This is a genomic window from Rhodococcus sp. BP-349 (assembly GCF_019835845.1).
Lineage (GTDB): Bacteria > Actinomycetota > Actinomycetes > Mycobacteriales > Mycobacteriaceae > Rhodococcoides.
Map to the genome: position 1 here is coordinate 471183 of NZ_JABUDR010000002.1, position 25384 is coordinate 496566.

Annotated in this window: 27 protein-coding genes and 1 pseudogene; 15 read left to right on the forward strand and 13 right to left on the reverse strand. The window is 68.9% G+C overall.

The window, feature by feature from the left end; all coding sequences use genetic code 11:
- The first annotated feature begins 94 nt into the window (after window positions 1-94).
- Genes HQ325_RS12615 through HQ325_RS12630 form a run of 4 tightly spaced genes read left to right on the forward strand, consistent with a single transcriptional unit; the run spans window position 95 to window position 4219 of the window.
- On the forward strand, window positions 95-1048 hold the full coding sequence (locus tag HQ325_RS12615) for an ABC transporter ATP-binding protein (RefSeq protein WP_222630016.1): 954 nt from the start codon (window positions 95-97) through the stop codon (window positions 1046-1048).
- A complete protein-coding gene (locus tag HQ325_RS12620; protein ID WP_222630018.1) occupies window positions 1045-1839 on the forward strand; it encodes an ABC transporter permease in 795 nt (264 codons plus the stop codon). Before HQ325_RS12615 ends, HQ325_RS12620 begins: the two co-directional genes overlap by 4 nt.
- Window positions 1840-1864: 25 nt before the next feature.
- The gene (locus HQ325_RS12625; RefSeq protein ID WP_222630020.1) at window positions 1865-3358 is read left to right on the forward strand and encodes a M28 family peptidase; all 1494 of its coding nucleotides are present in this window, start codon (window positions 1865-1867) and stop codon (window positions 3356-3358) included.
- Window positions 3359-3400: 42 nt separating this feature from the next.
- On the forward strand, window positions 3401-4219 hold the full coding sequence (locus HQ325_RS12630) for an adenylate/guanylate cyclase domain-containing protein (protein WP_222630022.1): 819 nt from the start codon (window positions 3401-3403) through the stop codon (window positions 4217-4219).
- Here HQ325_RS12630 and thiD read toward each other — a convergent pair.
- Entirely contained in the window at window positions 4181-5035 is an 855-nt protein-coding gene (thiD, locus tag HQ325_RS12635) for a bifunctional hydroxymethylpyrimidine kinase/phosphomethylpyrimidine kinase (protein WP_222630025.1), read from the reverse strand. The two genes, HQ325_RS12630 and thiD, sit on opposite strands and share 39 nt — an antisense overlap.
- 209 nt (window positions 5036-5244) lie before the next feature.
- On the opposite strand from thiD, the gene HQ325_RS12640 reads away from it, so the two are divergent.
- Window positions 5245-5571 (forward strand): GNAT family N-acetyltransferase, encoded by a 327-nt coding sequence (locus tag HQ325_RS12640; RefSeq protein ID WP_056442260.1) that lies wholly within the window; start codon window positions 5245-5247, stop codon window positions 5569-5571.
- Between the two features lie 87 nt (window positions 5572-5658).
- On the forward strand, window positions 5659-6009 hold the full coding sequence (locus HQ325_RS12645) for a GNAT family N-acetyltransferase (RefSeq protein WP_222630028.1): 351 nt from the start codon (window positions 5659-5661) through the stop codon (window positions 6007-6009).
- Here the strand turns inward: HQ325_RS12645 and HQ325_RS12650 are convergent.
- The gene (locus tag HQ325_RS12650; RefSeq protein ID WP_222630031.1) at window positions 5946-6779 is read right to left on the reverse strand and encodes an exodeoxyribonuclease III; all 834 of its coding nucleotides are present in this window, start codon (window positions 6777-6779) and stop codon (window positions 5946-5948) included. The genes HQ325_RS12645 and HQ325_RS12650 overlap by 64 nt on opposite strands.
- A 191-nt stretch (window positions 6780-6970) precedes the next feature.
- Here HQ325_RS12650 and HQ325_RS12655 point away from each other — a divergent pair, with 191 nt between their 5' ends.
- Both HQ325_RS12655 and HQ325_RS12660 read left to right on the forward strand, forming a co-directional pair.
- Window positions 6971-7297: a hypothetical protein gene (locus HQ325_RS12655; RefSeq protein ID WP_222630034.1), complete on the forward strand. Its 327-nt coding sequence runs from the start codon at window positions 6971-6973 to the stop codon at window positions 7295-7297.
- Window positions 7298-7325: 28 nt separating this feature from the next.
- Window positions 7326-7532, forward strand: a complete 207-nt coding sequence (locus tag HQ325_RS12660) for a hypothetical protein (RefSeq protein WP_222630036.1) — start codon at window positions 7326-7328, stop codon at window positions 7530-7532.
- Window positions 7533-7577: 45 nt separating this feature from the next.
- On the opposite strand, the gene HQ325_RS12665 is transcribed toward HQ325_RS12660, so the two are convergent.
- Both HQ325_RS12665 and HQ325_RS12670 read right to left on the reverse strand, forming a co-directional pair.
- Entirely contained in the window at window positions 7578-8486 is a 909-nt protein-coding gene (locus tag HQ325_RS12665) for a GNAT family N-acetyltransferase (protein ID WP_222630037.1), read from the reverse strand.
- Complete coding sequence (locus HQ325_RS12670) at window positions 8483-9079, reverse strand: peptide deformylase (protein WP_222630038.1); 597 nt, start codon at window positions 9077-9079, stop codon at window positions 8483-8485. The genes HQ325_RS12665 and HQ325_RS12670 overlap by 4 nt, the downstream gene beginning before the upstream one ends.
- Before the next feature lie 271 nt (window positions 9080-9350).
- Here HQ325_RS12670 and HQ325_RS12675 point away from each other — a divergent pair, with 271 nt between their 5' ends.
- The 4 genes from HQ325_RS12675 (at window position 9351) to HQ325_RS12690 (ending at window position 12200) form a co-directional block, all read left to right on the forward strand.
- A complete protein-coding gene (locus tag HQ325_RS12675; RefSeq protein WP_027506241.1) occupies window positions 9351-9659 on the forward strand; it encodes a DUF3263 domain-containing protein in 309 nt (102 codons plus the stop codon).
- 129 nt (window positions 9660-9788) lie between these two features.
- Window positions 9789-10265, forward strand: a complete 477-nt coding sequence (locus tag HQ325_RS12680) for a LytR C-terminal domain-containing protein (RefSeq protein ID WP_222631006.1) — start codon at window positions 9789-9791, stop codon at window positions 10263-10265.
- Between the two features lie 47 nt (window positions 10266-10312).
- Complete coding sequence (locus HQ325_RS12685) at window positions 10313-11044, forward strand: superoxide dismutase family protein (RefSeq protein WP_222630040.1); 732 nt, start codon at window positions 10313-10315, stop codon at window positions 11042-11044.
- 37 nt (window positions 11045-11081) lie between these two features.
- Window positions 11082-12200, forward strand: a complete 1119-nt coding sequence (locus tag HQ325_RS12690; RefSeq protein WP_222630042.1) for a glutamate--cysteine ligase — start codon at window positions 11082-11084, stop codon at window positions 12198-12200.
- A 30-nt stretch (window positions 12201-12230) separates the two neighbouring features.
- On the opposite strand, the gene mnhG is transcribed toward HQ325_RS12690, so the two are convergent.
- The 6 genes and pseudogenes from mnhG to HQ325_RS12720 form a co-directional block, all read right to left on the reverse strand.
- Window positions 12231-12578 carry a monovalent cation/H(+) antiporter subunit G gene (gene mnhG, locus HQ325_RS12695; protein ID WP_222630044.1) on the reverse strand — a complete coding sequence of 116 codons (348 nt, stop codon included), beginning with the start codon at window positions 12576-12578 and terminating at the stop codon, window positions 12231-12233.
- A 95-nt stretch (window positions 12579-12673) separates the two neighbouring features.
- Window positions 12674-12925 (reverse strand): annotated as a pseudogene (locus HQ325_RS12700) (monovalent cation/H+ antiporter complex subunit F); the annotation flags it as partial.
- Window positions 12922-13587 (reverse strand): Na+/H+ antiporter subunit E, encoded by a 666-nt coding sequence (locus tag HQ325_RS12705; RefSeq protein WP_261778192.1) that lies wholly within the window; start codon window positions 13585-13587, stop codon window positions 12922-12924. The pseudogene HQ325_RS12700 and the gene HQ325_RS12705, both read right to left, overlap by 4 nt.
- The gene (locus tag HQ325_RS12710; RefSeq protein WP_222630049.1) at window positions 13584-15215 is read right to left on the reverse strand and encodes a Na+/H+ antiporter subunit D; all 1632 of its coding nucleotides are present in this window, start codon (window positions 15213-15215) and stop codon (window positions 13584-13586) included. The genes HQ325_RS12705 and HQ325_RS12710 overlap by 4 nt, the downstream gene beginning before the upstream one ends.
- Window positions 15215-15781, reverse strand: coding sequence for a Na(+)/H(+) antiporter subunit C (locus HQ325_RS12715; RefSeq protein ID WP_222630051.1), 567 nt, complete (start codon window positions 15779-15781; stop codon window positions 15215-15217). Before HQ325_RS12715 ends, HQ325_RS12710 begins: the two co-directional genes overlap by 1 nt.
- Window positions 15778-18603: a Na+/H+ antiporter subunit A gene (locus HQ325_RS12720; protein WP_222630053.1), complete on the reverse strand. Its 2826-nt coding sequence runs from the start codon at window positions 18601-18603 to the stop codon at window positions 15778-15780. Before HQ325_RS12720 ends, HQ325_RS12715 begins: the two co-directional genes overlap by 4 nt.
- 135 nt (window positions 18604-18738) lie before the next feature.
- On the opposite strand from HQ325_RS12720, the gene HQ325_RS12725 reads away from it, so the two are divergent.
- A complete protein-coding gene (locus HQ325_RS12725) occupies window positions 18739-19149 on the forward strand; it encodes an NUDIX domain-containing protein (RefSeq protein WP_222630054.1) in 411 nt (136 codons plus the stop codon).
- A 9-nt stretch (window positions 19150-19158) separates the two neighbouring features.
- Here HQ325_RS12725 and HQ325_RS12730 read toward each other — a convergent pair whose 3' ends face one another.
- A complete protein-coding gene (locus HQ325_RS12730) occupies window positions 19159-20562 on the reverse strand; it encodes a hypothetical protein (RefSeq protein WP_222630056.1) in 1404 nt (467 codons plus the stop codon).
- 192 nt (window positions 20563-20754) lie between these two features.
- On the opposite strand from HQ325_RS12730, the gene HQ325_RS12735 reads away from it, so the two are divergent.
- Window positions 20755-21504, forward strand: a complete 750-nt coding sequence (locus HQ325_RS12735) for an isocitrate lyase/phosphoenolpyruvate mutase family protein (protein WP_222630058.1) — start codon at window positions 20755-20757, stop codon at window positions 21502-21504.
- A gap of 1 nt (window position 21505) precedes the next feature.
- Here the strand turns inward: HQ325_RS12735 and HQ325_RS12740 are convergent, their stop codons facing one another.
- The gene (locus HQ325_RS12740) at window positions 21506-23698 is read right to left on the reverse strand and encodes an AAA family ATPase (protein WP_222630060.1); all 2193 of its coding nucleotides are present in this window, start codon (window positions 23696-23698) and stop codon (window positions 21506-21508) included.
- A gap of 76 nt (window positions 23699-23774) precedes the next feature.
- Between HQ325_RS12740 and HQ325_RS12745 the strand changes: the two genes are divergently transcribed.
- The gene (locus HQ325_RS12745) at window positions 23775-24485 is read left to right on the forward strand and encodes a type 1 glutamine amidotransferase (RefSeq protein WP_222630063.1); all 711 of its coding nucleotides are present in this window, start codon (window positions 23775-23777) and stop codon (window positions 24483-24485) included.
- Here HQ325_RS12745 and HQ325_RS12750 read toward each other — a convergent pair.
- Window positions 24482-25336, reverse strand: a complete 855-nt coding sequence (locus tag HQ325_RS12750) for a phosphatidylcholine/phosphatidylserine synthase (protein ID WP_231476405.1) — start codon at window positions 25334-25336, stop codon at window positions 24482-24484. The two genes, HQ325_RS12745 and HQ325_RS12750, sit on opposite strands and share 4 nt — an antisense overlap.
- Between the last annotated feature and the right edge of the window lie 48 nt (window positions 25337-25384).

Here is a 25384-nt window from a genome sequence, read left to right on the forward strand (position 1 = left end):
GGGGCGGCTCAGGGTCGCGTCATCCCTTCGGATGACCCGGGTCGAGACCCGGGAGCGATGTGGTCGATGGTTCTGCTCGGGCATCCTGATGCACATGATCGAAGTGACAGGTTTGACCAAACAGTTCGGCGCGAAGAAAGCCGTGGACGATCTCTCCTTCACGGTGCGCCCGGGTATCGTGACGGGCTTCCTCGGCCCCAACGGTGCCGGCAAGTCCACCACGATGCGGATGATCCTCGGACTCGACCAGCCCACGTCCGGCACGGCACTCATCGAGGGTCGGCCCTACCGTGAGCTGAAGAATCCCATTCGCACCGTCGGCGCTCTGCTCGACGCGAAGTGGGTGCATCCCAACAGATCCGCGCGTGCTCACCTGCAGTGGATGGCGGCCTCCAACGGCATCGCCTCGTCCCGCGTCGACGAGGTGCTCCGCCTCGTCGGTCTGTCCGAGGTGGCCAAGCAGAAGGCCGGCGGGTTCTCCCTCGGCATGTCGCAGCGACTCGGTCTGGCCGGTGCGTTGCTCGGTGACCCGAAGGTCCTGATGTTCGACGAGCCGGTCAACGGACTCGATCCCGAGGGCATCGTCTGGATCCGCAAATTCATGCAGCGCCTCGCCGCCGAGGGGCGGACCGTACTGGTGTCCTCGCACCTGCTCTCCGAGATGGCGCTCACCGCAGAACAACTGATCGTCATCGGCCGTGGCCGGCTCATCTCGGACTCGTCCGTGCAGGAGTTCGTCGACCGCGCCTCGGAGGCGTCGGTCCGCGTCCGCAGCCCCCAGCTCGACGCCCTGCGCAGCGCGCTCACGTCGGCAGGTCTGACGGTCAAGGAGCCCAGCAGCCTCGATCAGGTGCAGCCGACCCTCGTGGTGGCCGAGTCCACCACGGAGGCGATCGGCGAGATCGCCGCGCGCCATAACATCGTCCTGCACGAGCTGGCGTCCCAGCACGGTTCGCTCGAGGACGCGTTCATGAAACTCACCGGTGACGACGTGCAGTACCACGGCGCCGGTACCGCCGACGACGTGATGGGAGGAGCACTGCGATGAGTGTTCTTGCAGCGGAACGAATCAAACTCACCTCGACGAAGTCGCCGTGGTGGTGCACCGTCATCATCGTGGTGCTCGGGCTGGGCATCGGCGCGGTCATCGGCTTCTCGGCCAAGTCGACGGTCACCACCGTGCAGAACGACATCGCCGCCGGTAACGATCCCGGCTTCGAGCCGTTCCTGCCGACCCTCGCGGACGCCGTCGCCGGCGTCAGCGGGTTCGGCGTTCTCGTGCTGATGATTCTCGCGGCGCTGTCCATCACCAGCGAGTACCGCTTCGGCATCATCCGGACCACGTTCCAGGCGATCCCCAGCCGCGCCTCTGTGCTCGGCGTGAAGGCGCTGCTCATCGGCGTCTTCGGCGCGGTGCTGTCCCTCGTGCTCACGCTCGGCGCGTTCTACATCGCGAAGGCCACGGCCGGACCCGATGCGGGTGCCGCGCTGGTCCTCGAGGGTTCGGAGGCGTGGCGCGCCATCTACGGTGTGCCGATCTACGCCTTCCTGTGCGTCGTCCTCGCCGTGGGAGTCGGTGCGCTGCTGCGACAGTCGGCCGCCGCGATCGCACTGCTGCTCCTGTGGCCGCTGCTGATCGAGTCGCTGTTCAACCTGTTCGGCAGCATCGGGCGCGACATCATGCCCTTCCTCCCGTTCATGAACGCGAACAACTTCCTCGGCTCGCCCGGCGGAGTCGAGTACCACTGGGGACCGTGGGGCAGCCTGGCCTACTTCGCGGCCTTCGTCGCCGTCGTCTTCGGCGCCGCAGTGGTGGTGGTGAACAAGCGAGACGCGTGACCGCTCTGCCGTTAAGGTGACGTTCATGCGGACGACACGATCGACCCTGTCCCTCGCGATCTGTGCGGCGGGAGTGCTCGCGCTGTCGTCCTGCTCCTCCGGCTCCTCCGGCTCGTCCGGTGAGGGAGCCACCCCGTCCGAGGAACCCGTGGCCGCACCGGTCACGGGTTCCTCGTTGTCCGAGGCCGTCACCCTCGACGCGGTGGTGAGCCACCTGCAGGAGCTCTCCGACATCGCCGACGCGCACGACGGAAATCGCGCCGCCGGCACCGCCGGATACGACGCCAGCGTCGACTACGTGGCCGGCAGGCTGCGGGACGCGGGCTTCGACGTCGAGACGCCCGAGTTCTCGTTCGACAGCTACACACTCGATTCGGTGGCGCTGCGTGCCGCCGACCGCGATGTGCAGGTCAGCGCGTTCACCTATTCGCCGGCCACGCCCGCCGGTGGGGTCTCCGGTCCTATCGTGGCAGCACCTGCCGACGACTCACCCGGCTGCGAGGCCACCGACTACGACGGCCTCACGCTGACCGGTGCGGTCGCTCTGGTCCCGCGCGGGGTGTGCTCTTTCGCGCAGAAGGGGCAGATCGCCGCCGAGCGCGGTGCCGCGGCGATCATCGTCTCCAACAACGAGGACGGTCCGCTCGACGCCGGCACGCTCGGCGCGAAGGAGGATGCGCGCATCCCGTCGGTGGGTGTCAGCCGTGAGGACGGTGCCGCGCTGGCCGCCGCCCCGACCACCGCGCGGATCACTCTCGCCGCGGAGACCGAGACCACGACGAGCCGCAACATCCTCGCGCAGACCACCACGGGGTCCACCGAGAACGTCGTCATGGCGGGAGCGCATCTCGACTCGGTCCCCGAAGGCCCGGGCATCAACGACAACGGCACCGGTACCGCCGCCGTGCTCGAGTCCGCGCTGCAGATGGGTGGCTCGCCGGACGTGACCAATGCCGTGCGGTTCGGGTTCTGGGGCGCGGAGGAACTCGGTCTGGTCGGATCCACGAAGTACGTCGAGGGACTGTCCGACGAGGACAAGGCCGCGATCGCGTTGTACCTGAACTTCGACATGGTCGGGTCGAACAACGCCGGCTACCTCGTCTACGACGGAGACGACTCCGATCAGGTCGGTGAACCCGCGGGCCCCACCGGCTCGGACGCGATCGAGCGTGTCTTCGAGGAACAGCTCACTACGCAGGACGCCGACGGCACCGATTTCGACGGACGCTCGGACTACGGCCCCTTCATCGAGGTCGGGATTCCGTCGGGCGGTGTCTTCAGCGGCGCGGACGACGTGAAGACCGAGGAGCAGGCCGCGCGCTGGGGCGGGACGGCGAACGAGCCCTTCGACCCGAATTACCACACCGCCGAGGACACGCTCGAGAACGTCGACCGGGAGGCTCTCGGCATCAACTCGAAGGCCGTCGCCTACGGCATCGGCACGTACGCCGAGTCGGTGACGGGCCCGAACGGCGTCCCCGTGGGTGCCGATCGAGACGCCGCCCGTCAGGCCGAGTGACGTTTACTGTCACTCGGAGTAACGACAAGATAAGGTCGAGCGGTGAAGATCAGTGCAGGTGACGCCGCCCGTCGGGCCGCCGACGCTGCCCGCACCGTCAACCGGACGCCGCGGGTGGTCGAACTGGTCCGCCGCGTACGCGGAGTGCTGCCCGGTGATCCGTCGTTCGGCGATCCGCTCTCGACGGCCGGACCCGGAGCCGCGCGGATGGTCGCGCGGGTCACCGACCGATTGCAGGGCGACGCTCCCGGCGCGTCGAAGGAACTCTCGCTGGGAGCGCTGCAGGTGTGGCAGGCGGTGCTCGAACGCGCGGGCCGCGGACGGGGCGAACGCGAGGTCACCATCGTCTTCACCGATCTCGTCGGCTTCTCCACCTGGTCGTTGTCCGCTGGTGACGCCACCACGCTGGTGCTGCTCAAGCAGGTGGCCCGTGCGGTCGAGCGGCCGATGCTCGACCGCGGCGGTCACATCGTCAAACGCTTGGGCGACGGGCTGATGGCCGTCTTCCCCAGCGCGGACAACGCGGTGCGAGCCGTCTTCGAGGCACAGACGGCTCTGGCCCGTGTCGACGTGAACGGCTACACCCCGCGGATGCGCGTCGGCGTCCACACCGGCTGCCCGCGCGCCGTCGGATCGGACTGGCTCGGCGTCGACGTCACCGTGGCTGCGCGCGTCATGCAGACCGGTGCGGACGGCAACGTCATGATCTCGAATGCCGCGCTCGACCTGGTGTCGCCCGAGGTGCTCGACACCGTCGGACTCGCCGCCAAGCCCTACCGACGCGGGTTGTTCTCGCCGAAGTTGACGGGTGTGCCCGAGGATCTACGCATCAGCCGACTGGTGCAGTCGCCAGAGCGGTGAGACCGGTCCGTGTCCGTGCCCGAGGTCGTACGCGGCCTCGAGCGACTTCGTGACCCACTCCTTGGCGAACTCGAACGCGTCCGGCACCGCGTAGCCGTGGGCGAGGGCGCACGCCAGCGCTGCGGCGAGGGTGTCGCCGCCGCCGTGATCATTGCCAGTATCGATCCGAGGGTTGGTGAACTCGAGCATCCGCTCACCGTCGAAGAGCAGATCGGTGCTCGACGACGAGGTCCGCAGGTGCCCACCCTTGACGACGGCCCACTGGGCGCCGAGGGCGTGCAGTGCCTCGGCGGCCCGTCGCGCCGTCGCCTCGTCCTCTACGTCGATGCCGGTGAGCAGCCGGACCTCGTCGAGGTTGGGCGTGACGATCGTGGCGAGCGGAACGAGTCTGGTGCGCAACGCATCCAGCGCATCGGCATGCAGGAGGGAATCGCCGTGCATCGACGCCGAGACCGGGTCCACGACGAGCGGTACCGAGCCACCGCGGCCGATGCCGACCTCGGTGCACACGTCGGTGACGGCCTCGATGATGGCCGTGGACGCCAGCATGCCGGTCTTGGCCGCTCCGATACCGATGTCCGACACCACCGTTCGCACCTGGTCGGCCACGACGGCCGGCGGGATCTCGTGAAAACCGCTGACTCCTACCGTGTTCTGCACCGTCACCGCGGCGACCGCGACGCAGGCGTGCAGTCCGCACAGGGCGATGGTGCGCGAGTCGGCCTGGATTCCGGCGCCGCCGCCGGAGTCCGTGCCGGCGATGGTGAGGACGCGCAGCGGCGTCGTCCCGGAAGGTGCCAGAGGCAGCGTTGTCACACGCCGAACTGTACTCGAGCGCTTTTCCCGTGAGTTCGCCACATATTCACCTGCTCCCGGGCGAAGACCTGAATCCTGTGCAATAGTGGTCTACGTCACATGCACCCATGTGATGCACACGACCGCGGCGACGAGGCTGCTCGTGTCCCGCCCCGCGCCCGGGTTCGCACAGAAACCGGGCGAGCCCCACGGCCGCCAGGAGAAGAATGATGCTGTCGGATGCGCCCGTCACCGATGTGACAGACAACCCGCACCAGAACCGGTTCGAGCTCCGGCTCAACGGTGACCTCGTCGGGATCGTCGGGTACTTCCCCGTCGACTCCGTCGGACGCGGCGCGCGTCGCCAGCCCGTCGTCAGTTTCATGCACGCCGTCATCACGGAGGACTTCGGACATCGCGGCCTCGCCGCGATCATGGTCCGCAACTCCCTCGACGCGGCTCGCGGCTACGGCTGGAAGGTCAAGCCGGTCTGCACCTACGTGCAGCGCTTCGTCGCGGAGAACCCCGAGTACCGCGACATGGTGACCGCCGACTGATCTCGACACCGTGACGACTTCGTCGCGATTGCGTATCAACAGTCACATGAGCACCATCCGTTACAACATCGGTGATGAACTGTTGTCATGGACACCAGTCTCGTGTCGGACGATCCGAGCAACTCGCGCTTCGTCCTGACCGTCGGCGATGCGCTCGTCGGCATCCTCGCGTACGAGGTCGCACCCGACGGCGACACGGTCATGCTCCAGCACACCGTCGTCAAGGAGGAGTTCGGCGACCACGGCTGGGCAGCGGTCCTCGTGCGCGGCGCCCTCGACATCCTGCGCATCGGTGACCTGTCGATCTGGCCCCGGTGCTCCTACGTGCGCCGATTCATCGGCGCGAACATCGAGTACCTCACCATGGTGGCCGATCAGGCCCCGGCCGACTCGGTCACCGCGGCGTCCCCGCCCAGCTCGACGACGACCGGCGCGTGATCGCTGGCGCCCTTCCCCTTGCGCTCCTGCCGGTCGATCGACGCGTCGGTGATCTGCGCCGCGAGTGCGGGTGAGGCCAGCACGAAGTCGATGCGGAGCCCTTCGCGACGCGGGAAGCGCAACTGCGTGTAGTCCCAGTAGGTGTACACCCCGGGGCCCGGGGTGAACGGTCGCACCACGTCCGCGAAGCCTTCGTCGACGATGGCGCGGAACGCGTCGCGCTCGGGTCCGGAGGTGTGGGTGCGCCCCTCGAACAGTGCCGGGTCCCAGACGTCGTCGTCGGTGGGGGCGACGTTCCAGTCACCGACCAGCGCGATGCGTGCCTGCGGATCGGCGGCGAGCCACGAGCGGGCGTCGTCGCGAAGAGTTGCCAGCCAGTCGAGCTTGTAGCGGTAGTGCGGGTCCTCGAGGGACCGCCCGTTGGGAACGTACAGGCTCCAGATGCGCACGCCCCCGCAGGTCGCGCCGATGGCGCGGGCCTCGTCGGCGGGCGGGACCTCCGGGTCCTTGCTGAAACCCGGCTGGTTCTCGAACCCGATCTGCACGTCCTCGAGCCCCACCCGCGACGCGATGGCGACACCGTTCCACTGACTCGTGCCCACGTGTGCGACCTGGTACCCGATGTCGGTGAAGCGCTGGTACGGGAACTGCTCGTCCTTGCACTTCGTTTCCTGGATCGCGAGAACGTCGACGTCGGATCGCTCCAGCCAGTCGACGATGCGATCCGCTCGGGAGCGGACGGAGTTCACGTTCCACGTAGCGATGCGCACGATGAGCGAGAGTAACTCGAGGTGCCGGCACAGGTGCCGGTGGACAGTTCCCGTGTCAGCAGTGCACGGACCGACATTCAGCAGGTCGTCTTGTGAGCAGACACGACATCGGACGAAGTGGTGGCGATACGACGAGAACGAGGGGATGGTCATAACGTTCCGACCGGTATCGACTTTGAGGACTCCTACACATGACACGTATCGCTCACTATGCAGCCGTCGGTGTGCTGACGCTCGGCCTGGCAGTCGGTGGCGCGGCGCTCACGACGGGCACCGCGTCCGCCGCACCGACGTACTGCTCACCGTCGGTCGGGTGCAACGACAAACCGGGCACCAAGAACGACCGAAACGTCAAGAAGGGACCGTCTGTGCCCGACGGCTACTCGAAGGCCCTCGCTCAGTGCGCCGGTAACACCGCCCTCGCCGCGGCGCCCGGCCCCGGCTGGGTCATTCGAGGTGCGCTCGGCGCCTGGGGCGGCTGGACCTCCTGCGACGATTTCACCGGGTACCTGCACTAGCCACCGGCCGTTGAGTATCCATGTGGTGATGCCCGCACGCACCGATGTCGCGGCATGGTCCGCCGGTCTCGCGCTCCTTCTCGTGCTCATGGCGTGGGACGGATACAACGGGAGGTCGGCGTTCGCGGTCATCGCCTTCGCTGTGATCGCCACGTACGCCCTGTTCGTCCACCCGATGGTTCGGAGACGGCGCCGAAGGAACAACACGGGGGAAGCCGCTCACGAGCGCGGATAGACGTTCGTCGTCACCACACGAGGCCCCGACTGTGTCGGGGCCTCGTCACGTCTCACGCGCGTTCTCCGCATACCGATAGCGGTGATGCTCGGTGAAACCGAGGCGCTCGTACAGCGATCGCGCCTCGTCGTTCTCCACCTCGACCTGGACGTACGCGTGCGTCGCGCCCCGGGCGGCGCCCCACCGCACCGCCTCGGCACACAACGCGGACGCGTGACCGCGCCGACGCTCGTTCGGCCGAGTGGCCACCGCGGTGATGCCGACCCAGCGTCGTCCGGTCGGCGCCGCGGTGACGGCTGCGCGGGCGACCGCGGCGTCGCCTCGTCGGAGGAAGGTCACGACGCCGTCGCGGACCGCGGTGAGGAGGTCGGGACGATCCCGGTAGCGGGGATGGTGCGCCAGCCATCGCTCGTCGGGCACGGCGACGCGCTCGGTGTCCGTGTCCGGCCCGGTCGACGGCGGGATCGGCAGCGTCAGCACCACCGCCTCGGCCGACAGGCTCCACCCGGCCGGCGGCCGGAGAAGTCGGTCCGGCAACGACAGCGAGGGTTGCAGGTCTCGGTCGCGGTACCAGGCGGCGACGGCCGGCAGGTCGACGGTGGACGCGTCGGGACGCAGGGGGCTCGCCGAATTGCCTCGTCGGGTCACGCCGGCGCCGGCGCGGAGCAGCCATCCACCGATCCACTCCTGCTCGAGGCCCGGCCACGCATCGGCCGCTGCACTCTCGAGACCGCGGATCTCCGAATTGCGGACGGGCCGAGGTGCCAACGCCTTGAGTGCGACGATGCGCTCGGCCGGCACGGTCACCGGGTCACCGGACTCCGGCCGCACGGTCACCGCGGCGCCCGATCTGGTGAGGACTCCGATCACGTCGGTGAACGGCGGGGTCGACCCGTCCGGGAGGCGGTACCGCAGCACCACCCGCGAGCCCGGAACCGGGGCGTCCGGAGTCACTCGTCGTCGTCGTGGCCGAACGGATCCGCGACGGTGCCGGGGATCCAGCTCAGCCCGGGTACGCCCCACCCGTTCTTCTTGATGGCCTTCTTCGCCGCCCGCGCGTTGCGTCCGACCAGCACGTCGACGTAGAGGAAACCGTCGAGGTGGCCCACCTCGTGCTGCAGCATGCGCGCGAAGAAGCCGTGCCCCTCGATGTCGACGGGCTCGCCCCTCGCGTCGGTTCCGGTGACCCGCGCCCACTCGGCCCGACCCGTCGGGTGCTGCTCGCCGGGAACCGAGAGGCACCCCTCGTCGTCGTCGTCCGGATCGGGCATCGTCTCGGGGATCTGCGACGTCTCGAGAACGGGGTTGATCACCTCGCCGCGGCGCCTCGTCACCGTGCCGTCCTCGCTGTGGTCCGGGCAGTCGTAGATGAACAGTCGGAGCGGTTCACCCACCTGGTTGGCGGCCAGTCCGACACCCTTGGCGGCCTCGAGCGTGTCGTACATGTCCGCGATCAACGTCTCGAGTTCCGCGGGCGACGCGGTGACCTGCTGGGTCGGGGTGTGCAGCACCGGGTCACCGACGATACGGATGGGGAGAATTGCCATGGTCCAGAAGGATACTGCCCGCCCGGCGGACGATTTCTGGTCCGGTCGGCCGGGCCGAGACGCGCCGCGGTGTCGCCGCATCCCGGAGCCCGGTCCGTGGTTAGATTGGCGGCGAACGACACGGATGTGATTCACCGCCGTGCGCGGACCTCTTCGGGTCCGGGGGACGCGCGAGAACACGGTCACGACCGGGTTCACACGGCACAGCCCGAGGTCGACGGCAGAGCTCGCGAGACGCGATGCCGAGGGCGGCACAGACGACAGGAGTGAGATGGACAGCGCTGCAGCGCGAAGTCACGGGCGAGCCGACGGGGCCGACGAGCCGAGTGACGGACTCTCCCGCCGGGAACACGACATTCTCTCGTTCGAGCGCCAGTGGTGGAAGTACGCCGGCGCCAAGGAAGAAGCGATCAAGGAACTGTTCGACATGTCGGCGACCCGCTACTACCAGGTGCTCAACGCCCTGGTGGACAAGCCGGAGGCGCTGGCCGCGGACCCCATGCTCGTGAAGCGCCTTCGTCGTCTCCGGGCGAGTCGGCAGAAGGCCCGTGCTGCGCGTCGACTCGGCTTCGAGATCTGACGGCAGTCGTCCTGCGCCGCCCCGGGTCACCCCGTTCGGCCCAGTCGCTAGGCTCGCAGCGTGACTGATCAGACCCCGGCCGACACTCCGACACCGGACTCGTCCGGCCCCCCGTTGCGAGCGCTGGCCATGGTTCTGTTGTCGCTCGCCATCGTCTTCGCAGGTCTCGGCTTCTTCTCCCTCACCGGTTCGGGCGAGGACGTACCCACCTCCACCGCCGCGGCCGTGACCACCACGGCGGGTGCGGCAGCGTCCGCCGCACCGCAGCCCGACGCGAGCGCCGGGTCTGCCACCACCACGACGACCAGCGCGCCGTCGTCCACCACAGCCGCGGAACAGTCGCTGCGTGTGCTCAACAACAGCAACGTCAGCGGATTGGCCGCCGAGGTGGCGCAGACCCTGGAGTCGGCCGGTTTCACCGTCGGTGAGACAGGCAACTACAGCAGTGGCACCATCGCCGCCTCCACGGTCTACTACGAGCCGTCGGTGTCCGGTCAGCAGGCCGAGGCCGAACGCATCGCGACCACATTGGGCTTCGGTGTCGAACCTCGTTTCGAGGGCATCGAGTCCTCCACGCCCGGCATCATCGTCATCGTGACCGGGTGACTAGAGTTCAGGTCAGCACGTCCCCACACATCTAGGAGACCCTCACCATGGCCAGCTGGAAGCGCAGCCGAGTCGCACCTCGCCACCTCGTCGTGGCGCCTCTCGCCGCAGTAGCCCTGTTCGGCATGGTGGCATGCAGCAACGGCGAGGAAGCCAGCGACGTCGCCGGCACGACTCCGCCCGTGTTCACCAGCTCCGCGGCACCCGCGGGTTCCGAGCACGGCGAGGAGTCGCACAGCGCGGGCAGTGAGAGCGCCGAGGGCGGGAACGCGGCCACCGAGGCCGCGATGACCGGCGATCTGCGCAGCCCCGAGGGCGAGACCATGGGCACGGTCTCCTTCGCAGAGGTCGACGGACACCTCCAGGTCACCGTCGAGGCGGAGGGTCTGACCCCCGGCTTCCACGGCCTGCACATGCATCAGAACCCGGTGTGCGAGCCCGACTCGGTCGCTCCCACCGGCGGCGAGCCCGGCGCGTTCCTGTCCGCCGGCGGACACCTGCAGGTGAACGGCAACACCGGCCACCCGGCCAGCGGCGACCTGACCTCGCTGCAGGTGCGCGAGGACGGCACGGCCGACCTCACGACTACCACCGACTCGGTCACGCTCGACGACCTGCGCGGCGGCGTCGCCGTGATCGTGCACTCGGGCGCCGACAACTTCGCCAACATCCCGACGCGCTACACGCTGCCCGACGGCCAGCCCGTGCCCGACGCGACGACCCTGAGCACGGGCGACGCCGGTAGCCGCGTCGGCTGCGCGGTCGTCGAGTCCGAGTAGACGGGCACGTCCCCTGACGAACGAGTCGAGATCGACCATGGTGCCGTTCGCCGGGTCCGAGCGTCCGACCATCGGCGTCGAGTGGGAGATCGCGCTCGTCGACCGCGTGTCGCGCGATCTGTCGAACACCGCGTCCGAGGTGATGGACGGCGTCGTGGAACTCGCCGGAGCGCACACCCCGCGCGTGACGAAGGAATTGCTGCGCAACACGGTCGAGTTGGTGACCGACATCTGCGACACCGTCGGCGAGGCGATCGACGATCTGAGCGAGTCGCTGGATCTGGTGCGCCGCGCCGCGGATCCGCTGGGAGTCGACCTGTTCTGCGCCGGGACACATCCGTTCGCCGAGTGGTCGTCGCAGCAACTCACCGCGGCCCCGCACTACGACGAGCTGATCGAGCGCACGCAGTGGTGGGGTCGGCAGATGCTGATCTGGGGTGTCCACGTCCACGTGGGACTCCGCTCGGCCGACCGAGTCTTCCCGATCCTCAACTCGATCCTGCTGCAGTACCCGCACCTGCTCGCGCTGTCCGCGTCGTCCCCGATGTGGGCCGGGTCGGACACCGGTTACGCCAGCAACCGCGCGCTCATGTTCCAACAACTCCCCACTGCGGGACTGCCGTTCCAGTTCGAGAACTGGTCGCAGTTCGAGGGTTTCGTGCACGACCAGATGAAGACCGGCGTCATCTCGCAGCTGGGCGGCATGCACTGGGACATCCGTCCCGTGCCGCGGCTCGGCACCATCGAGATCCGGGTGTGCGACGGGGTGTCCACCAAGCGTGAGCTCGGTGCCCTGGTCGCTCTGATCCACTGCCTCGTGGTGTATCTCGACGAGCGGCTCGATGCCGGCGAGCCGTTGCTCACCATCCCGCCGTGGCACGTGCAGGAGAACAAGTGGCGCGCCGCGCGCTACGGGCTGGACGCCGAGATCGTGCTCGACGCCGACAGCAACGAGCGGCTCATGACCGACGACCTGTTCGACCTGCTGGAGAAGCTCACCCCGATCGCCGTGCGGCTGGGGTGCGCGGACGAGCTGGGCCGCGTCGCGGACATCCCGCGCCAGGGTGCGTCGTATCAGCGCCAGCGTGCCGTCGCGGAGAGGTCGGGGGGCGACCTCATCGCTGTCGTCGACTCGCTGATCTCCGAACTACGCTGATCCGAACTTCGCTGATCCGAACTTCGCTGATCAGGCTTTGTCGTTGCGCTCGTCGGCGCGCAGCTCGTCGACCATGAACAGGTCGTCGCGGCTGCTCTGCTCGCGGTAGGCGACCTGGCCCACGGTGTGCGCGATGATCGGCGCCGTGAGCACCGTGAAGACGCCGACGAGGAAGATCATCCAGATGTCGACGTTGCCGCGCAGGCTGATGAACGCGCCGATGAGAATCAGAATCAACCCCACCACCTGAGGCTTGGTGGCGGCGTGCATGCGGGACAACGTGTCCGGGAAGCGGACGACTCCGATGGCCGCCGTGAGCGCGAGGATCGATCCCAGGATGATCATCGAGCCGCTGATGATGTCGAGGACGAGTGTCATGACTTCCCCTGCCGTCGGTCGCGGGACTCGTCTCCGCGGGGTGGGTGCGGGGTCCGCGCCGTGGCGGCGGCCGCGGCGCGCCGGGTCTCGGGTGTGTCGGCGACGCGGAACCGCGCCACGCTCACCGACCCGACGAAGCCCACCACCGACAGCGCGACGATGGACGGCACCAGCGTGGTGTCGCGGGAGTACACCGCCCACACCATCACCCCGCAGACCGTGAGCGCGATGAGCGTGTCGACGGCGACGAGGCGGTCGAGCGAGTTGGGGCCGGCGAGAAGGCGATACGCGGTGATGACGGCGGCGGACAGCAGCAACACGCCGGAGACGATCAGGACGACGGTCACGACCGGTCCTCCTTCCGGTCCGACCTGCGGGCGGACGAACTCTCGTCGCCGGACTTGTCGGAGTAGTCGGTGCTGATGTCGTCGACGGTGTCGGCCACGCTGTCCACGTCGGTGTCCGCCATCGATTCGATCTCGGTGGCCGGGTGCCATTCCGGGTCGCGCTCGAACGCGGAGATGAAGGCCGTCTCGTAGGCACGCACGATGGTGCGGAACTGGTCCACCGCATCGGGTTTCGCGACGTCCAGGACGTGGATGTACAGCACCCGATCCTCGCGGTCGATGTCGAGCACCATGGTGCCGGGCACCATGTTCAGCGCGTCCACCATGAACGTCAGCACCAGGTCGGACTTGATCTGCACCGGGTAGCGCAGCACCGCGTTGACGGGTGACGGTCCGGGCCGGATCGCGGCCCAGGCGACCTGGACGCTGGACACCGCCGCGTAATAGACGAGTACGCCGATCAGTCGCACCACCGACAGGGGGTGCACCCGGCCCTCTACGGGAACGCGCGGGAGCGCGAGCACGGTCATCACGAACGTGCCGACCGCGAGGCCGCCCAGGATGTTGGCCGCGGACACGTTGCCCCACAACAGCACCCACACGCCGGTGAGCCACGCGAGCAACGCGGCCTTGAGGGCGACGTCGCGACTCATGATGGTCATCGCTCGCCCTCCCGGCCGTCCGCATAGGTCACCGGATCGTCCACGGTGCCGAGCACCGCGGAGATGTAGACGTTCCGATCACGCAGATCGTCCGCCGCTCGATCACTGATGCCGATGAACGGCCCGGCGAATACCGTGAGCGACAGTCCGACGAGTACCAGTCCCACCGTCGGGACGAGCATGCCGACCGGCATCCTGCCCGGATCGACACGGCTGCCGAAGTCGACGTCGTTGGCGTTGTCGAGCAGCGCGGTGGGGGAGTCGTCCGACATCTCGCCGTCCGGGGCATCGGCGCGGGCCCGCCAGAACGCCTTCGTCCACACGCGGGCGACGACGTAGAGCGTGAGCAGGCTGGTGATCGTGCCGCCCGCGACGAGGACCCAGGCCAGCACGCTCGCCTTGTCCGCACCGGCCTGCAGCAGCGCCACCTTGCCGATGAAGCCGGAGAACGGGGGAATGCCGCCGAGGTTGAGCGCGGGGACGAGGAACAGGATGGCCAGGAGTGGGCTGGCCGCGGCGAGACCGCCGAGCCGGCGCAGCGACGACGATCCGGCCTGGCGCTCGATGAGACCGACCACGAGGAACAGCGTGGTCTGCACCAGGATGTGGTGTGCCACGTAGTACACCGACCCGGACAGACCGGCCTTCGTCGACAGCGCGACGCCGAAGATCATGTAACCGATGTGCGAGACCAGCGTGAACGAGAGCAGACGCTTGATCTCGCTCTGGGCGATGGCACCGAAGATGCCGATCACCATCGTGAGCAGACCGGCGATCAGCAGGACGTTGTCCATGGCGCCGTCGGGGAACAGCAGCGTGTGGGTACGAATGATCGCGTAGACGCCGACCTTGGTGAGCAGGCCCGCGAACACGGCGGTGACCGGTGCGGGCGCCGTCGGATAGGAGTCGGGAAGCCAGGCCGACAGCGGGAAGACCGCGGCCTTGATGCCGAACGCGACCAGCAGGATCGAGAAGATCGCGAGCCGCGTGCCCTGTGGGATGTCGTCGAAACGCAGCGCGAGCTGCGCGAAGTTCAAGGTGCCCGTGGCCGCGTACGTGGCGGCGATGCCCGCCAGGAAGATCATCGACGAGACGACGGAGACCATGACGTACGAGACGCCGGCGCGCACCCGCTCGGCGCTGGCACCGAGCGTCAGCAACACGAACGACGCCACGAGCAGGACCTCGAACCCCACGTAGAGGTTGAACAGGTCACCGGCGAGGAACGCGTTGCACACACCTGCCGTGAGCGCGAGGTACGTCGGCAGGAAGATCGACACCGGCTGATTGGCGTCTCCGTCGCGGATGCCCTGCCCGACGGCGTAGATGATGACGGCCAGCAGCACGATCGACGAGACGACCAGCATCAGTGCGGACAGGCGGTCGACGACCAGCGTGATGCCCATCGGCGCCTCCCACCCGCCGACCTGCAGCGCGGTGGTGCCGTCCCGGTCCGCCAGATAGAGCAGGACGCACGAGATGGCGGTCACGGCGACGAGCGCGGCGATGGTGACGGCCCGCTGCGCGCGAGGCTTTCGACCGAGCACCAGGCACAGGGCGGCGGCGAGCAGCGGGATGAGGACCGGGAGCGGAGTGAGCGTTCCGATGATCGTCGGTGACAGCGTCATCAGGAGTCACCCGCCGACGTGGAGACGTCGTCACGGTCGCGGAACTTGCCCTCGTGGAGATCCTCGTAGCACTCGAGGTCCTCGCGGTTGGCGATCTGGTCGAGAGGAATCGGGTTTCCGTCCTTGTCGAAGGCGTCTCCGGCCTCGCCGGGCTCGCCGGTGATCGGATCGTCGGACTTGTCGCGGTCCGGGGCGTCCGCGAGGCTGCGACGGGTGAGGACCTTGGTGTCCTCGGGGTCGTTCTCGACGACGTCCGCGATGTTGATCGTGTACGACCGGTAGGCCAGGGCCAGCACGAAGGCGGCGATGCCCATCGTGATGACGATGGCTGTGAGGATCAGCGCCTGCGCCAACGGATCCGCGTCACCGTCGGCGACCTCGGACACGCGTCCGACCACGGGCGGATTGCCCGACCCACCGCCGGAGGTGAGGATCAACAGATTCAGCCCGTTGCCCATGAGCAGCACGCCGAGCAGCATCCGGATGATGCTGCGTTCGATCAGCAGGTAGACCCCGGCCGCGATCAGCGCGGCGACGACCACGAGCATTCCGATGTTCGCGGTCACTGGCGGCTCATTTCGATCTGCGCGTCGAGGCGCGCTCCGAGACTTCGAAGGACGTCCAGAACCAGTCCGACGACGATGAGGTAGACACCCAGGTCGAAGAACAGGGCGGTCACCATCTTGATGTCGCCGAGAATCGGGAGTGTGACCTCGAAGGTGGCGGACGACAGCACCGGTGCTCCGAGGAACAACGAGGCGAGCGCCGTACCGCCGGCGAACAGGAGGCCGATGCCGAGAATCTTCCCGGCGTCGAACGGTACCGTCTCGCCGAGCTCGTAGCGGCCACCGGCGAGGTAGCGCAGCACGAGGGCGAGGCCGGCGGTGAGTCCACCCGCGAAGCCGCCGCCGGGCGCGTTGTGGCCGGCGAAGAAGAAGTAGATGGACAGCATCATGACCGTCGGGAACACCAGGCGAGTGGTGATCTCGAGGACCAGTACGCGGTGCTTGGGGTCGATGAGATCGCTGCCGCTGAGCCACGTGATCTCGGACGCGACCTGCTGGCCGTCCATCGCCGACGGGGCGTCGGAGACGCGCGGCGCGCTGCCGAAGCGACGATTGCGGAACACCAGGCTGGCGACACCGGTGGCCGCGACGAGCAGCACGGAGATCTCACCGAGGGTGTCCCAGGCGCGGATGTCGACCAGGATCACGTTCACCACGTTGCTGCCGTCACCGAAGTTGTACGCGGCGTCCGGGAGCAACTCCGCGATGGGGCGGGTGCTGCGTGCGTTCATCGCGAACGCTCCCACCAGCGTGACCGTGATGCCGACGAGCACGGCCAGGGCAGCGCGCGCCGGCTTGCGGCCGAACGCGCGCCCCTCGTCGATCTCCGCCGGCAGCTTGCGCAGTACGAGAACGAACACGACCAGCGTGAGCGTCTCGACGAGGAACTGGGTCAGCGCGAGGTCCGGCGCACCGTGCACTGCGAACAGCACACCGCAGCCGTAGCCGGTGACACCGACGAGCAGCACCGCTGCCAGACGGTTCCTCATCACCACGGCGCCGATCGCGGCCGCGACCATGATGGCGCCCACGATCAGCTGGATCGGGGAGTCGGCGAGACGGCTTTCCACGCCGGTGCGGGTGTAGACGATCAGCGACACGAGCGGGAAAAGGGCGAGGGTGGCGAGGATGGTCGCCTGCGTACCGGGGAGCGAACCGCGCTGGGTGGTTCCGGTGAGGCGCAGCGAGAGCAGATCCATCAGGTACAGGACGCGGTCGTACACCCGGTCGGCGTTCAGCGGCACGGCCGGGACCGTCCGCGCGATCGCCTTGTGCACCCGGTAGAGCAGGACGCCGACGAGGATGACGACGACGGTCAGACCCAGTGGAAGGTTCACGCCGTGCCACAGCGCGAGGTGGTAGTCCTCCGCGCCGTAGGACGGCAGGGTCTTGCTGTACGGCGCGATCAGGGTGTCGACGACCGGCGCGGCGAGGCCTGCCACCAGTCCGAGGACGGCAAGCAGCACGGGCGGGAAGAGGAAGAACCATCCCGGCGCGTGCATCGAGGAGACGGCGGCACTGGGCTGCCGCAGCTTCTTGCGACCGAAGGCGCCCCACACGAAGCGCAGGCTGTAGGCGACGGTCAGGATCGAGCCGACGACCATCGCGGCCAGCACCAGTGCAGACGAGAGCGGACCCATCGCGTCCGAGTCGAGCGTCGACTCGAATGCGGTCTCCTTGCCGATGAAACCGAGGAACGGCGGGAGTCCCGCCATGCTCGCCGCCGCGATCACGGCCGTCGCGGCGAGAACGGGTGACCGGTCCCCGAGATGCGCGAGCTTGCGCACGTCTCGGGTGCCGGTCGAGTGGTCGATGATGCCCACCACCATGAACAGCGCGGCTTTGAAGAAGCCGTGGGCGAGGACCATCGCGAGGCCCGCGAGCATCGCCGTCCGCGAACCGATGCCGACGATGGCGACGAGGAAGCCGAGCTGGCTCACCGTGCCGAAGGCGAGCACGAGCTTGAGGTCGTACGCCCGCAGTGCGCGGTAGCCGCCGACGAGCATCGACGCCAGACCGAGCGTGAGGATGGTGAAACGCCAGGGCCCGGCGTCGGCGAAGCCCGGTGCGAGACGCGCCACCAGGTAGATGCCGGCCTTGACCATCGCCGCGGCGTGCAGGTATCCGCTGACGGGTGTCGGCGCGGCCATGGCGCCGGGCAACCAGAAGTGCAGAGGAACGATGGCCGACTTGCTCAGCGCGCCGACCAGGACCAGGACCAGGGCGGTGCCCGCCAACCAGCCGCGCGGCGCCGCCTCGATGACGTCGGAGAGGTTGTAGCTGCCCACCATCTGGCCCAGCACGATGATGCCGACCAGCATGGCGAGACCGCCGGCCGTGGTGACCAGCAGAGCCTGCGTCGCGGCACGTCGACTCGAGGCGCGCTCGGCGTAGTGCCCGACCAACAGGAACGACAGCACCGTCGTCAGTTCCCAGAAGATGTAGAGCATCAGCATGTTGTCACTGGTGACCAGGGCGAACATGACACCGGCGAAGGCGACGAGCTCTGCGGCGAAGATGCCCAGACGGGGTTCGTCGTCCTCGAAGTAGCGAGCGCAGTAGAGCAGGATCAGTGCGCCGATGCCGAGCACCAGCGTGGACATGACCGCGGCCAGGGAATCGAAGCGCAGGTCGATGTTCATGGAGAGTCCGGGGACCCACTCGATGGACAGACGCTGCTCGGTGTTCCAGTTCGCGGCGACCCAGATCAGGGACGCGGCCGGTACGGCGGCGAGCGGAAGAAAAGCCTGTCGTCCCCACAAACGCACGAGAAGCGGCGCGATCAGCGCGGCCACCGTGTGGGCAACGAGAATGGAAAGCAAGAGGCACTCCGTCGTGGACGTCGGGGCGGCGGGGTGTCGGACGCACGAGACGTCGTCCTCTCCATACTACCGGTGCGGCTCCACGCCCTCGCGGCCACCGATACCCACCCCCCGTACCGGTATCGTCTCCGGGCGATGACCGAACCACTGCGCACCGCAGCCCTCGCCCTCGTCCGTGACGGCCGGATGCTGCAGGCCCGATCGGTAGGCAAGCGCGCGTTCTACATGGTCGGCGGCAAGATCGATCCCGGTGAGACACCGCTCGAGGCGCTGCACCGCGAGGTGCGGGAGGAACTGGGCGTCGACGTCGTCGAGTCGTCGGTACACCCGCTGTGTGTCGTCGAGTGCCCGGCGTTCGGCGACCCCCTCGCCCGTGATCTCCACATGACCTGCTTCTCCGCCGACCTCACCGGTGAACCTCGGGCCACGAGCGAGATCGCGGAACTGCGGTGGTTCGCTGTCGCGGAGTACGCCGCCATGCCGGACGTCGCGCCGGGATCGATGCGCGTGTTCAGCCACCTCCAGGCGCAGGGGCTGGTGATCTGAAGGCTGCGCTCAGCTGGGGGGCTCAGCGTCCGGATCGGGGGCTTCTCTACGCCGGGACAGCCACACGATGCGCAGCGTGCAGACCGCGGCGACCCCGAGCAGGAGGTAGGCGGAGGTGAGGTCGGTGGACGTGTACTCCGCCATGACGGTGTCGAGGTCGCCGATCACCGACAGGCTCCCCGTGTACGCGTCGCCGGTGGGCTGGTCGGACCCGATCGACAGCTGATTCAGCCACTCCGAGTCGAGTGTCTGCGCCGGTACCGGCGCCGCCGCAGTGACGAGGATCGCGAGTCCGGGTAGCGCCGCTGCCAACGGCCGTACCGACGCATGCGGGTCCGCGGTGACCGCGGTCAGGGCGATCGGAATCAGCACCGCCACCACCCCGAGCACGGCGGCGGACACCTCGTCGACGCTCACGAGGGCAGCGCCCATCGGCAGCGCGGTGAGTGCCAGGGCCGCGAGCCAGGACGTGATGCGTCCGACCGGGAGCCGCCAGGCCAGGACGGCGCCGAGGACCAGTCCGCCCACGCCCACCACGGTGAGCAGCCGAGAGTCGAGCAGGGTGCGGGCGTTCACGTTCCACATCGCGACGGCAGCGGCGGTGACGAGGACCGCGACCAGCACCGTTCGTGCATCGGCCGCCTCCCACCGTGCGGCGACGCGGTCCACGACGACGAGTGCCACGATCAGCACGACGATCGCCTTCCACAGTGCGTACTCGCCGGTGCCGACGATCTCGACACCCACGCGGCAGACGACGGCGACGATCACCGCGTAGACGGTGAGCCGCACCAGTTCGCGAGCGGTCGGGTCCTCGTCGGGATCAGCGGCCGGTCGATGCAGAACGGCGGCGACGATGCACGCCGCGAAAGCGGAGCCGATCAACCACCAGGCCGGTTCGCCGAACACGCTGGTGCTGTCGAGACGCGTCGCCACGAAGGCAGCGGACGCGGCGGTCGTTCCGACGGAGGCGAGCAGCGTTCCGCCGAGCACGCCGGTCGCGAGGGCCACCCATCCGGCGGCGGATCGCCGGGTGGCGTGCAGGACGAGGCCGACCAGGACGCCGGCCGCGCACGACTCGAGGATGTGCAGTGCGGTGAAGACGGCCAGGCTCGCCGCTTCGGGAACCGCCACCTTGGTGAAGGCGAGCACCACGACCAGCAGGGCCGCGCATACCCAGGGGGCGATGCGCGTCGGCATCCGCAGGCCGACGGCCAGCGCGACGGTGACCACCACCAGCACCTGCCCGACCACGGTGGCGGTGGACTGGGTGGACGACCACCCGATGAGATCGTCGACGGTGGCCGCGAACGGCCACGTGTCGCTGCGCGGTCCGGACCATGCGAGAGCGCCGAGAGCTCCGACGAGCGCGGCTGCGAGGAGTGAGGCGGCGACGGCGAGATGGTGTCTCACGAGCGGCGCCGTCGGATCAGTTCGGCGCCGACGGCGCACGGAGCGAGGCAGGTCACCGTCACCAGTGTCCCTGCCCGGGGCTCGGTGAGGGCACCGCCCCCGGCGACGAGGCCGGGGATGCTGGTGCGACGAACCCATCGGTCTTCATCCGGTTTCGGGAATCGACAGCGGCCCCCCTCGGTTGCCCCGAGCATGACACTCACAACGAAGGCCACGACCCTCCTCGAACTGCACGTCCCCGGAAACCCGGTGATCCTGCCGACCGTCTGGGACGCCTGGTCCGCGAACCTCGCGGTGAGCGCGGGTTTCACTGCCCTGACCGTCGGATCGCATCCCGTGTCCGACTCGATCGGCAAGCCGGACAACGAGGGCATCACCTTCGACGAGTTGCTCACCCGCATCCGCCAGATCACCGCCGCCGTCGACGTGCCGATCTCCGTCGACATCGAGTCGGGCTACGGCGAGGATCCGAAGCGTCTGATCGAGGGGCTGATCGACGCGGGTGCCGTGGGCCTGAACATCGAGGACACCGTGCACAGCGAGGGCGGCCGTCTGCGGGAGGCGCAGGAGCACGCCGATGTCGTCGGTGCACTGCGCGCAGCCTCGGACGCCACCGACGTGCACGTCGTGATCAATGCCCGTACCGACCTCTTCGTCAAGCAGATCGGTGACGAGAACGATCGCGTGGACCGCGCCATCGCCCGCCTGAAGCTGGCGGCCGCTGCCGGTGCCGACGTGCTCTACCCGGTCGGCTTCCACAGCGACGACGACCAGAAGCGACTCACCGCGGAGCTCCCGTTGCCGGTCAACGCCATCGGACACCCGGTGAAGAACTCGAAGTCCGCTCTCGCGCAGCTGGGTGTCGGCCGTGTCAGCTTCGGCCCGATCTTCCAGATGGTGCTCGCCGAGCGTGCGAACGAGGTTCTCGCCGACTGGGCGTGACCTACTCCCTCGTGCTGTAGGCCTCCAGAGCTGCCACCTGCACCGGATCGAGTGACGGCCGGACGGCGTCGCGCGCAGTCGCGACGTCGTCCGCTGTCACGACGGCGGTGTCGACGTCGCGGCGCATCGCGGCGAGAGCCGCCTCGCGCAGCAGTGCCGCGCAGTCCGCGGCGGAGTACCCGTCGAGATCCTCGGCCAGGGAGTCGAGATCGACGTCGTCCGCGAGCGGCACCGAGGCTCCGGCCGTCGCGAGGATCGCTCGACGCGCCTCGGCGTCGGGCGGCGGTACGAACACCAATTTCTCCAGTCGTCCCGGCCTCAGCAGTGCCGGGTCGATCAGCTCGGGCCTGTTGGTCGCACCGAGGATCACGACGTCCTGCAGCGGTTCGACACCGTCCATCTCGGTGAGCAACGCGGCCACCACACGATCGCCGACGCCGGAATCGCTGCTCTGCCCACGGCGCGGCGCCAGGGCGTCGACCTCGTCGAGAAAGATGAGCGACGGTGCGGAATCGCGTGCGCGCCTGAACAGTTCGCGGACGGCCTTCTCCGACGAGCCGACCCACTTGTCCATCAATTCCGCGCCCTTGACGGCGTGCACGCTGAGTTGCCCCGAGCTGGCGAGCGCCCGGACGACGAACGTCTTGCCGCACCCCGGCGGGCCGTAGAGCAACACGCCCCGCGGCGGCTCGACGCCGAGCCGCGCGAAGGAATCGGGATGGCGCAGCGGCCACAACACCGCCTCGGTCAGCGCGCGCTTCGTCTCCACCATGTCGCCGACGTCGTCGAGCGTCAGGCTGCCGACTGCGAGTTCCTCGGTGCCCGACCGGGAGAGCGGCCGGATCACCGACAGTGCCCCGACCAGATCGTCCTGCGTGAGAACGGGTTCGGTCGAGTCCCGGTGGGCACGCACCGCGGCCCGGACGGCTGCCTCCCGGCACAGGGCCGCAAGGTCCGCGACGACGAATCCGGGTGTACGCAGAGCGATGTCGGCAGGCGTGATCTTTCGGGTCGGAACATCACGTAGTAGCGCCTCGAGCAACGCGGCCCGTTCGACCGAACCCGGAAGTGGGAGAGCGAGCTCGCGATCGCACAGGTCCGGTGCGCGTAGACGCGGATCGGCGGCGTCCGGCCGCGACGTCGTGCAGATCAGCGCAGTTCCGGGTGTCTGCACCACCTGTCGCAGGCGATCGAGGACGAGGGTCGACACCGGATCGGCTGCGGAACCCCGTCCATCGGCGGACAGGGGCAGCAATGCATCCACGTTGCCGACGAGAAGTACTGCACCGGTGGGACTGTCGGTCAGTCGATCGGCCGCGGCGGCGACCGCGGCCAGCCGGTCCTCGGGGGCGAGCGAACCGACCGACGGACCGTCGATCTCCACCAGTCTGCGACCGGCGGCGACGGCACGGACGAAGGTGGACTTGCCCACGCCGCCCGGCCCGGAGACCAGGACGCCGAGCTGGGCCGACGCACCGAGAGTGCGGAGCAGCTCGGGGCGATCGAGTGAGAGTTCGAGCCACTCCGTCAGTTTCGCCGCCTGGTCACGTACGCCGACCAGGTCGTCCACCGGAATGACGGGCTGGGGCGCAGCCTCGACGGGCTCGGGTGTCGTGCGCTCGCTCGACTGTCCGCGGGCAGCAGCGCCGCGCGTCACGGCCGTCGTGGGCTGGATGCTGACGATGCCGGCCGGGTCGGTCGATGTGACGGTGAGCAGTTCGGTGGTCCACGCGACACCGACCGTGCGCGAGAGCGTCTGCGAGACCGACGCGGTGGAGGTGCCCGGCCCCAGGTCGCGCGGCAGGAGCGACACGGCGTCGCCCGCGACCACCACCTTGCCCAGCAGTGCGCGGCGCAGGGTCGCGTCGTCGAGCGCCGTGGTCGTCGCGGATCCGTGCACCAGGACGGTGCGTGCCGCCTGCACCGAGACGGGAGCGACGACGACCGACGCGTTCTCCGTCAGTCCCGCGTTCGACATCGTCACGTCGTCGAGCAGCACGGTTCCCGTGGGCGTTCCGGCCGGTGCCAGTGCCACCACGGTGGCGGTGCGCCTCGCGCCGATCAACTCGACGGCGTCCCATTCGCGCAGTCCCAGTGCGGTGAGCACCTCCGCGTGCACGCGGACGACCCCGCGGCGGGCATCGGCGGCGGAGCTGGTGAGGCGAACGGTCAGGGCGAGATCGGGGGTGCTCACTCCCCGAGCCTATCGACCCGGTCGGCCCCGGGCTCTCGCTCCAGCGTGTGCGGCCGGCCCCGTTTATGCTGCGCGCATGACCCGTGCCGCCCTCGTCTTCCACGAACGTGACCACGCCCTCGGCGTCCGGAACGTCGGCTCGATCGGCCCGGCTCTGCGCGACCGCGGATTCGAGACGACGACCTTCTCGTTCGAGGGTGACAGCCGTGATGCGGACCGGCCCGCTGCGTCGTCGTTCGACCTGATCGTGCTCATGGGCTCACCCGACGCCGCCTACGACGATGCGCTCCCGTGGCTGGCGGAGGAGATCACCTGGCTCGGTGATGCTGTCGCGCAGCGCATTCCGGTCCTCGGTGTGTGCTTCGGTGGTCAGCTGCTCGCGCGGGTGCTCGGCGGGACCGTCACGCGCGCGGCCGAGTCGGAGCACGGATTCGTGACCGTGCGGACGGAGTCCGACGAGCTGATCCCGCAGGGTCCCTGGATGCAGTTCCACGACGACACGTTCACGCTCCCGCCGGGCGCCGAGCCGCTCGCGACCTCGGCGGCCGCACTGCAGGCCTTCGTCTCGGGACCGCACATCGGTCTGCAGTTCCACCCGGAGATCACGGTCGACGTGTTCGAGTCGTGGATCGAGGGGTGGGACGCACGGGGAGTGCGTGCGGAGGTGGAGGCGGATGTGGACGTCCCCGCGATACGCGCCGAGGTCGCGCGGCGGGAGCAGGCCTCCGTCGAGGCCTGCTCCCGGTTGATCGACGCGGTCCTCGCTCGCGCGGGAGTGTCTCGCTAGATCTCGTCGCGGGGCGGGACGTCGGCTGCTCGGGCGCTCGGTGACCGGAGTCGGAGCCGAGCCGAACTCGCGGTGGCGCGGGCGGGACGACGCCGCCGGGCGATACCGGTGCGTGCGGGGCGGTCCTTGCGCATCGCTCGTCGTACGGCCCGTCGCTCGGCGGGCTTGGCCTCCCACGTCTCGGGCCGCGCGGCCACCCATCGCTGCGACCGCACCGCGAACGGGATGTGGAGCAGATACAGCACGATCAGCACCATGAGCAGCACGAACGGGAACGTGATCAGTGCTGCGCCCGCCAGGCCGACGAGGATCAGCAGCAACGTCGCCATCCTCGGCGGAACCGAGACTGTCTTGAACGCCATCGTCGGGATACGGCTGACGATGAGCAGCGCCGACAGCACCACCCACGTGGCGACGACGTAGTACGAGGACCACCAGCCGTTGCCCCACTGCTCCTCCGCAGCGAGCGGGAGGAGTGTGACCAGGGCTCCCGCCGGAGCGGGGACACCCACGAAGTACTCACCGGCGAACGCGGGCCGCGAGTCGTCGTCGAGAAGCGTGTTGAATCGGGCGAGGCGCAGCACGATGCTCACCGCGTAGATCAGGGCGATGACCCACCCGCCGCTGCTGCCCTCGAGCAGCGTCACGTACAGCACCAGGGCCGGCGCGACGCCGAAGGAGATGGCGTCGGCGAGCGAGTCGAGCTCGGCTCCCATCCGGCTGGTCGCGTCGAGCATGCGTGCGATGCGACCGTCGAGGGCGTCGAAGACGGCGGCTGCGCCGATCATGGCCAGCGACAACCCGAGTCGACCGTCGAGCGCGAACTTCACGGCGGACAGTCCAGCGCACATCGCCAGCACAGTGACGGCACTGGGCAACAGGCGGACCGCGCCCTGGCG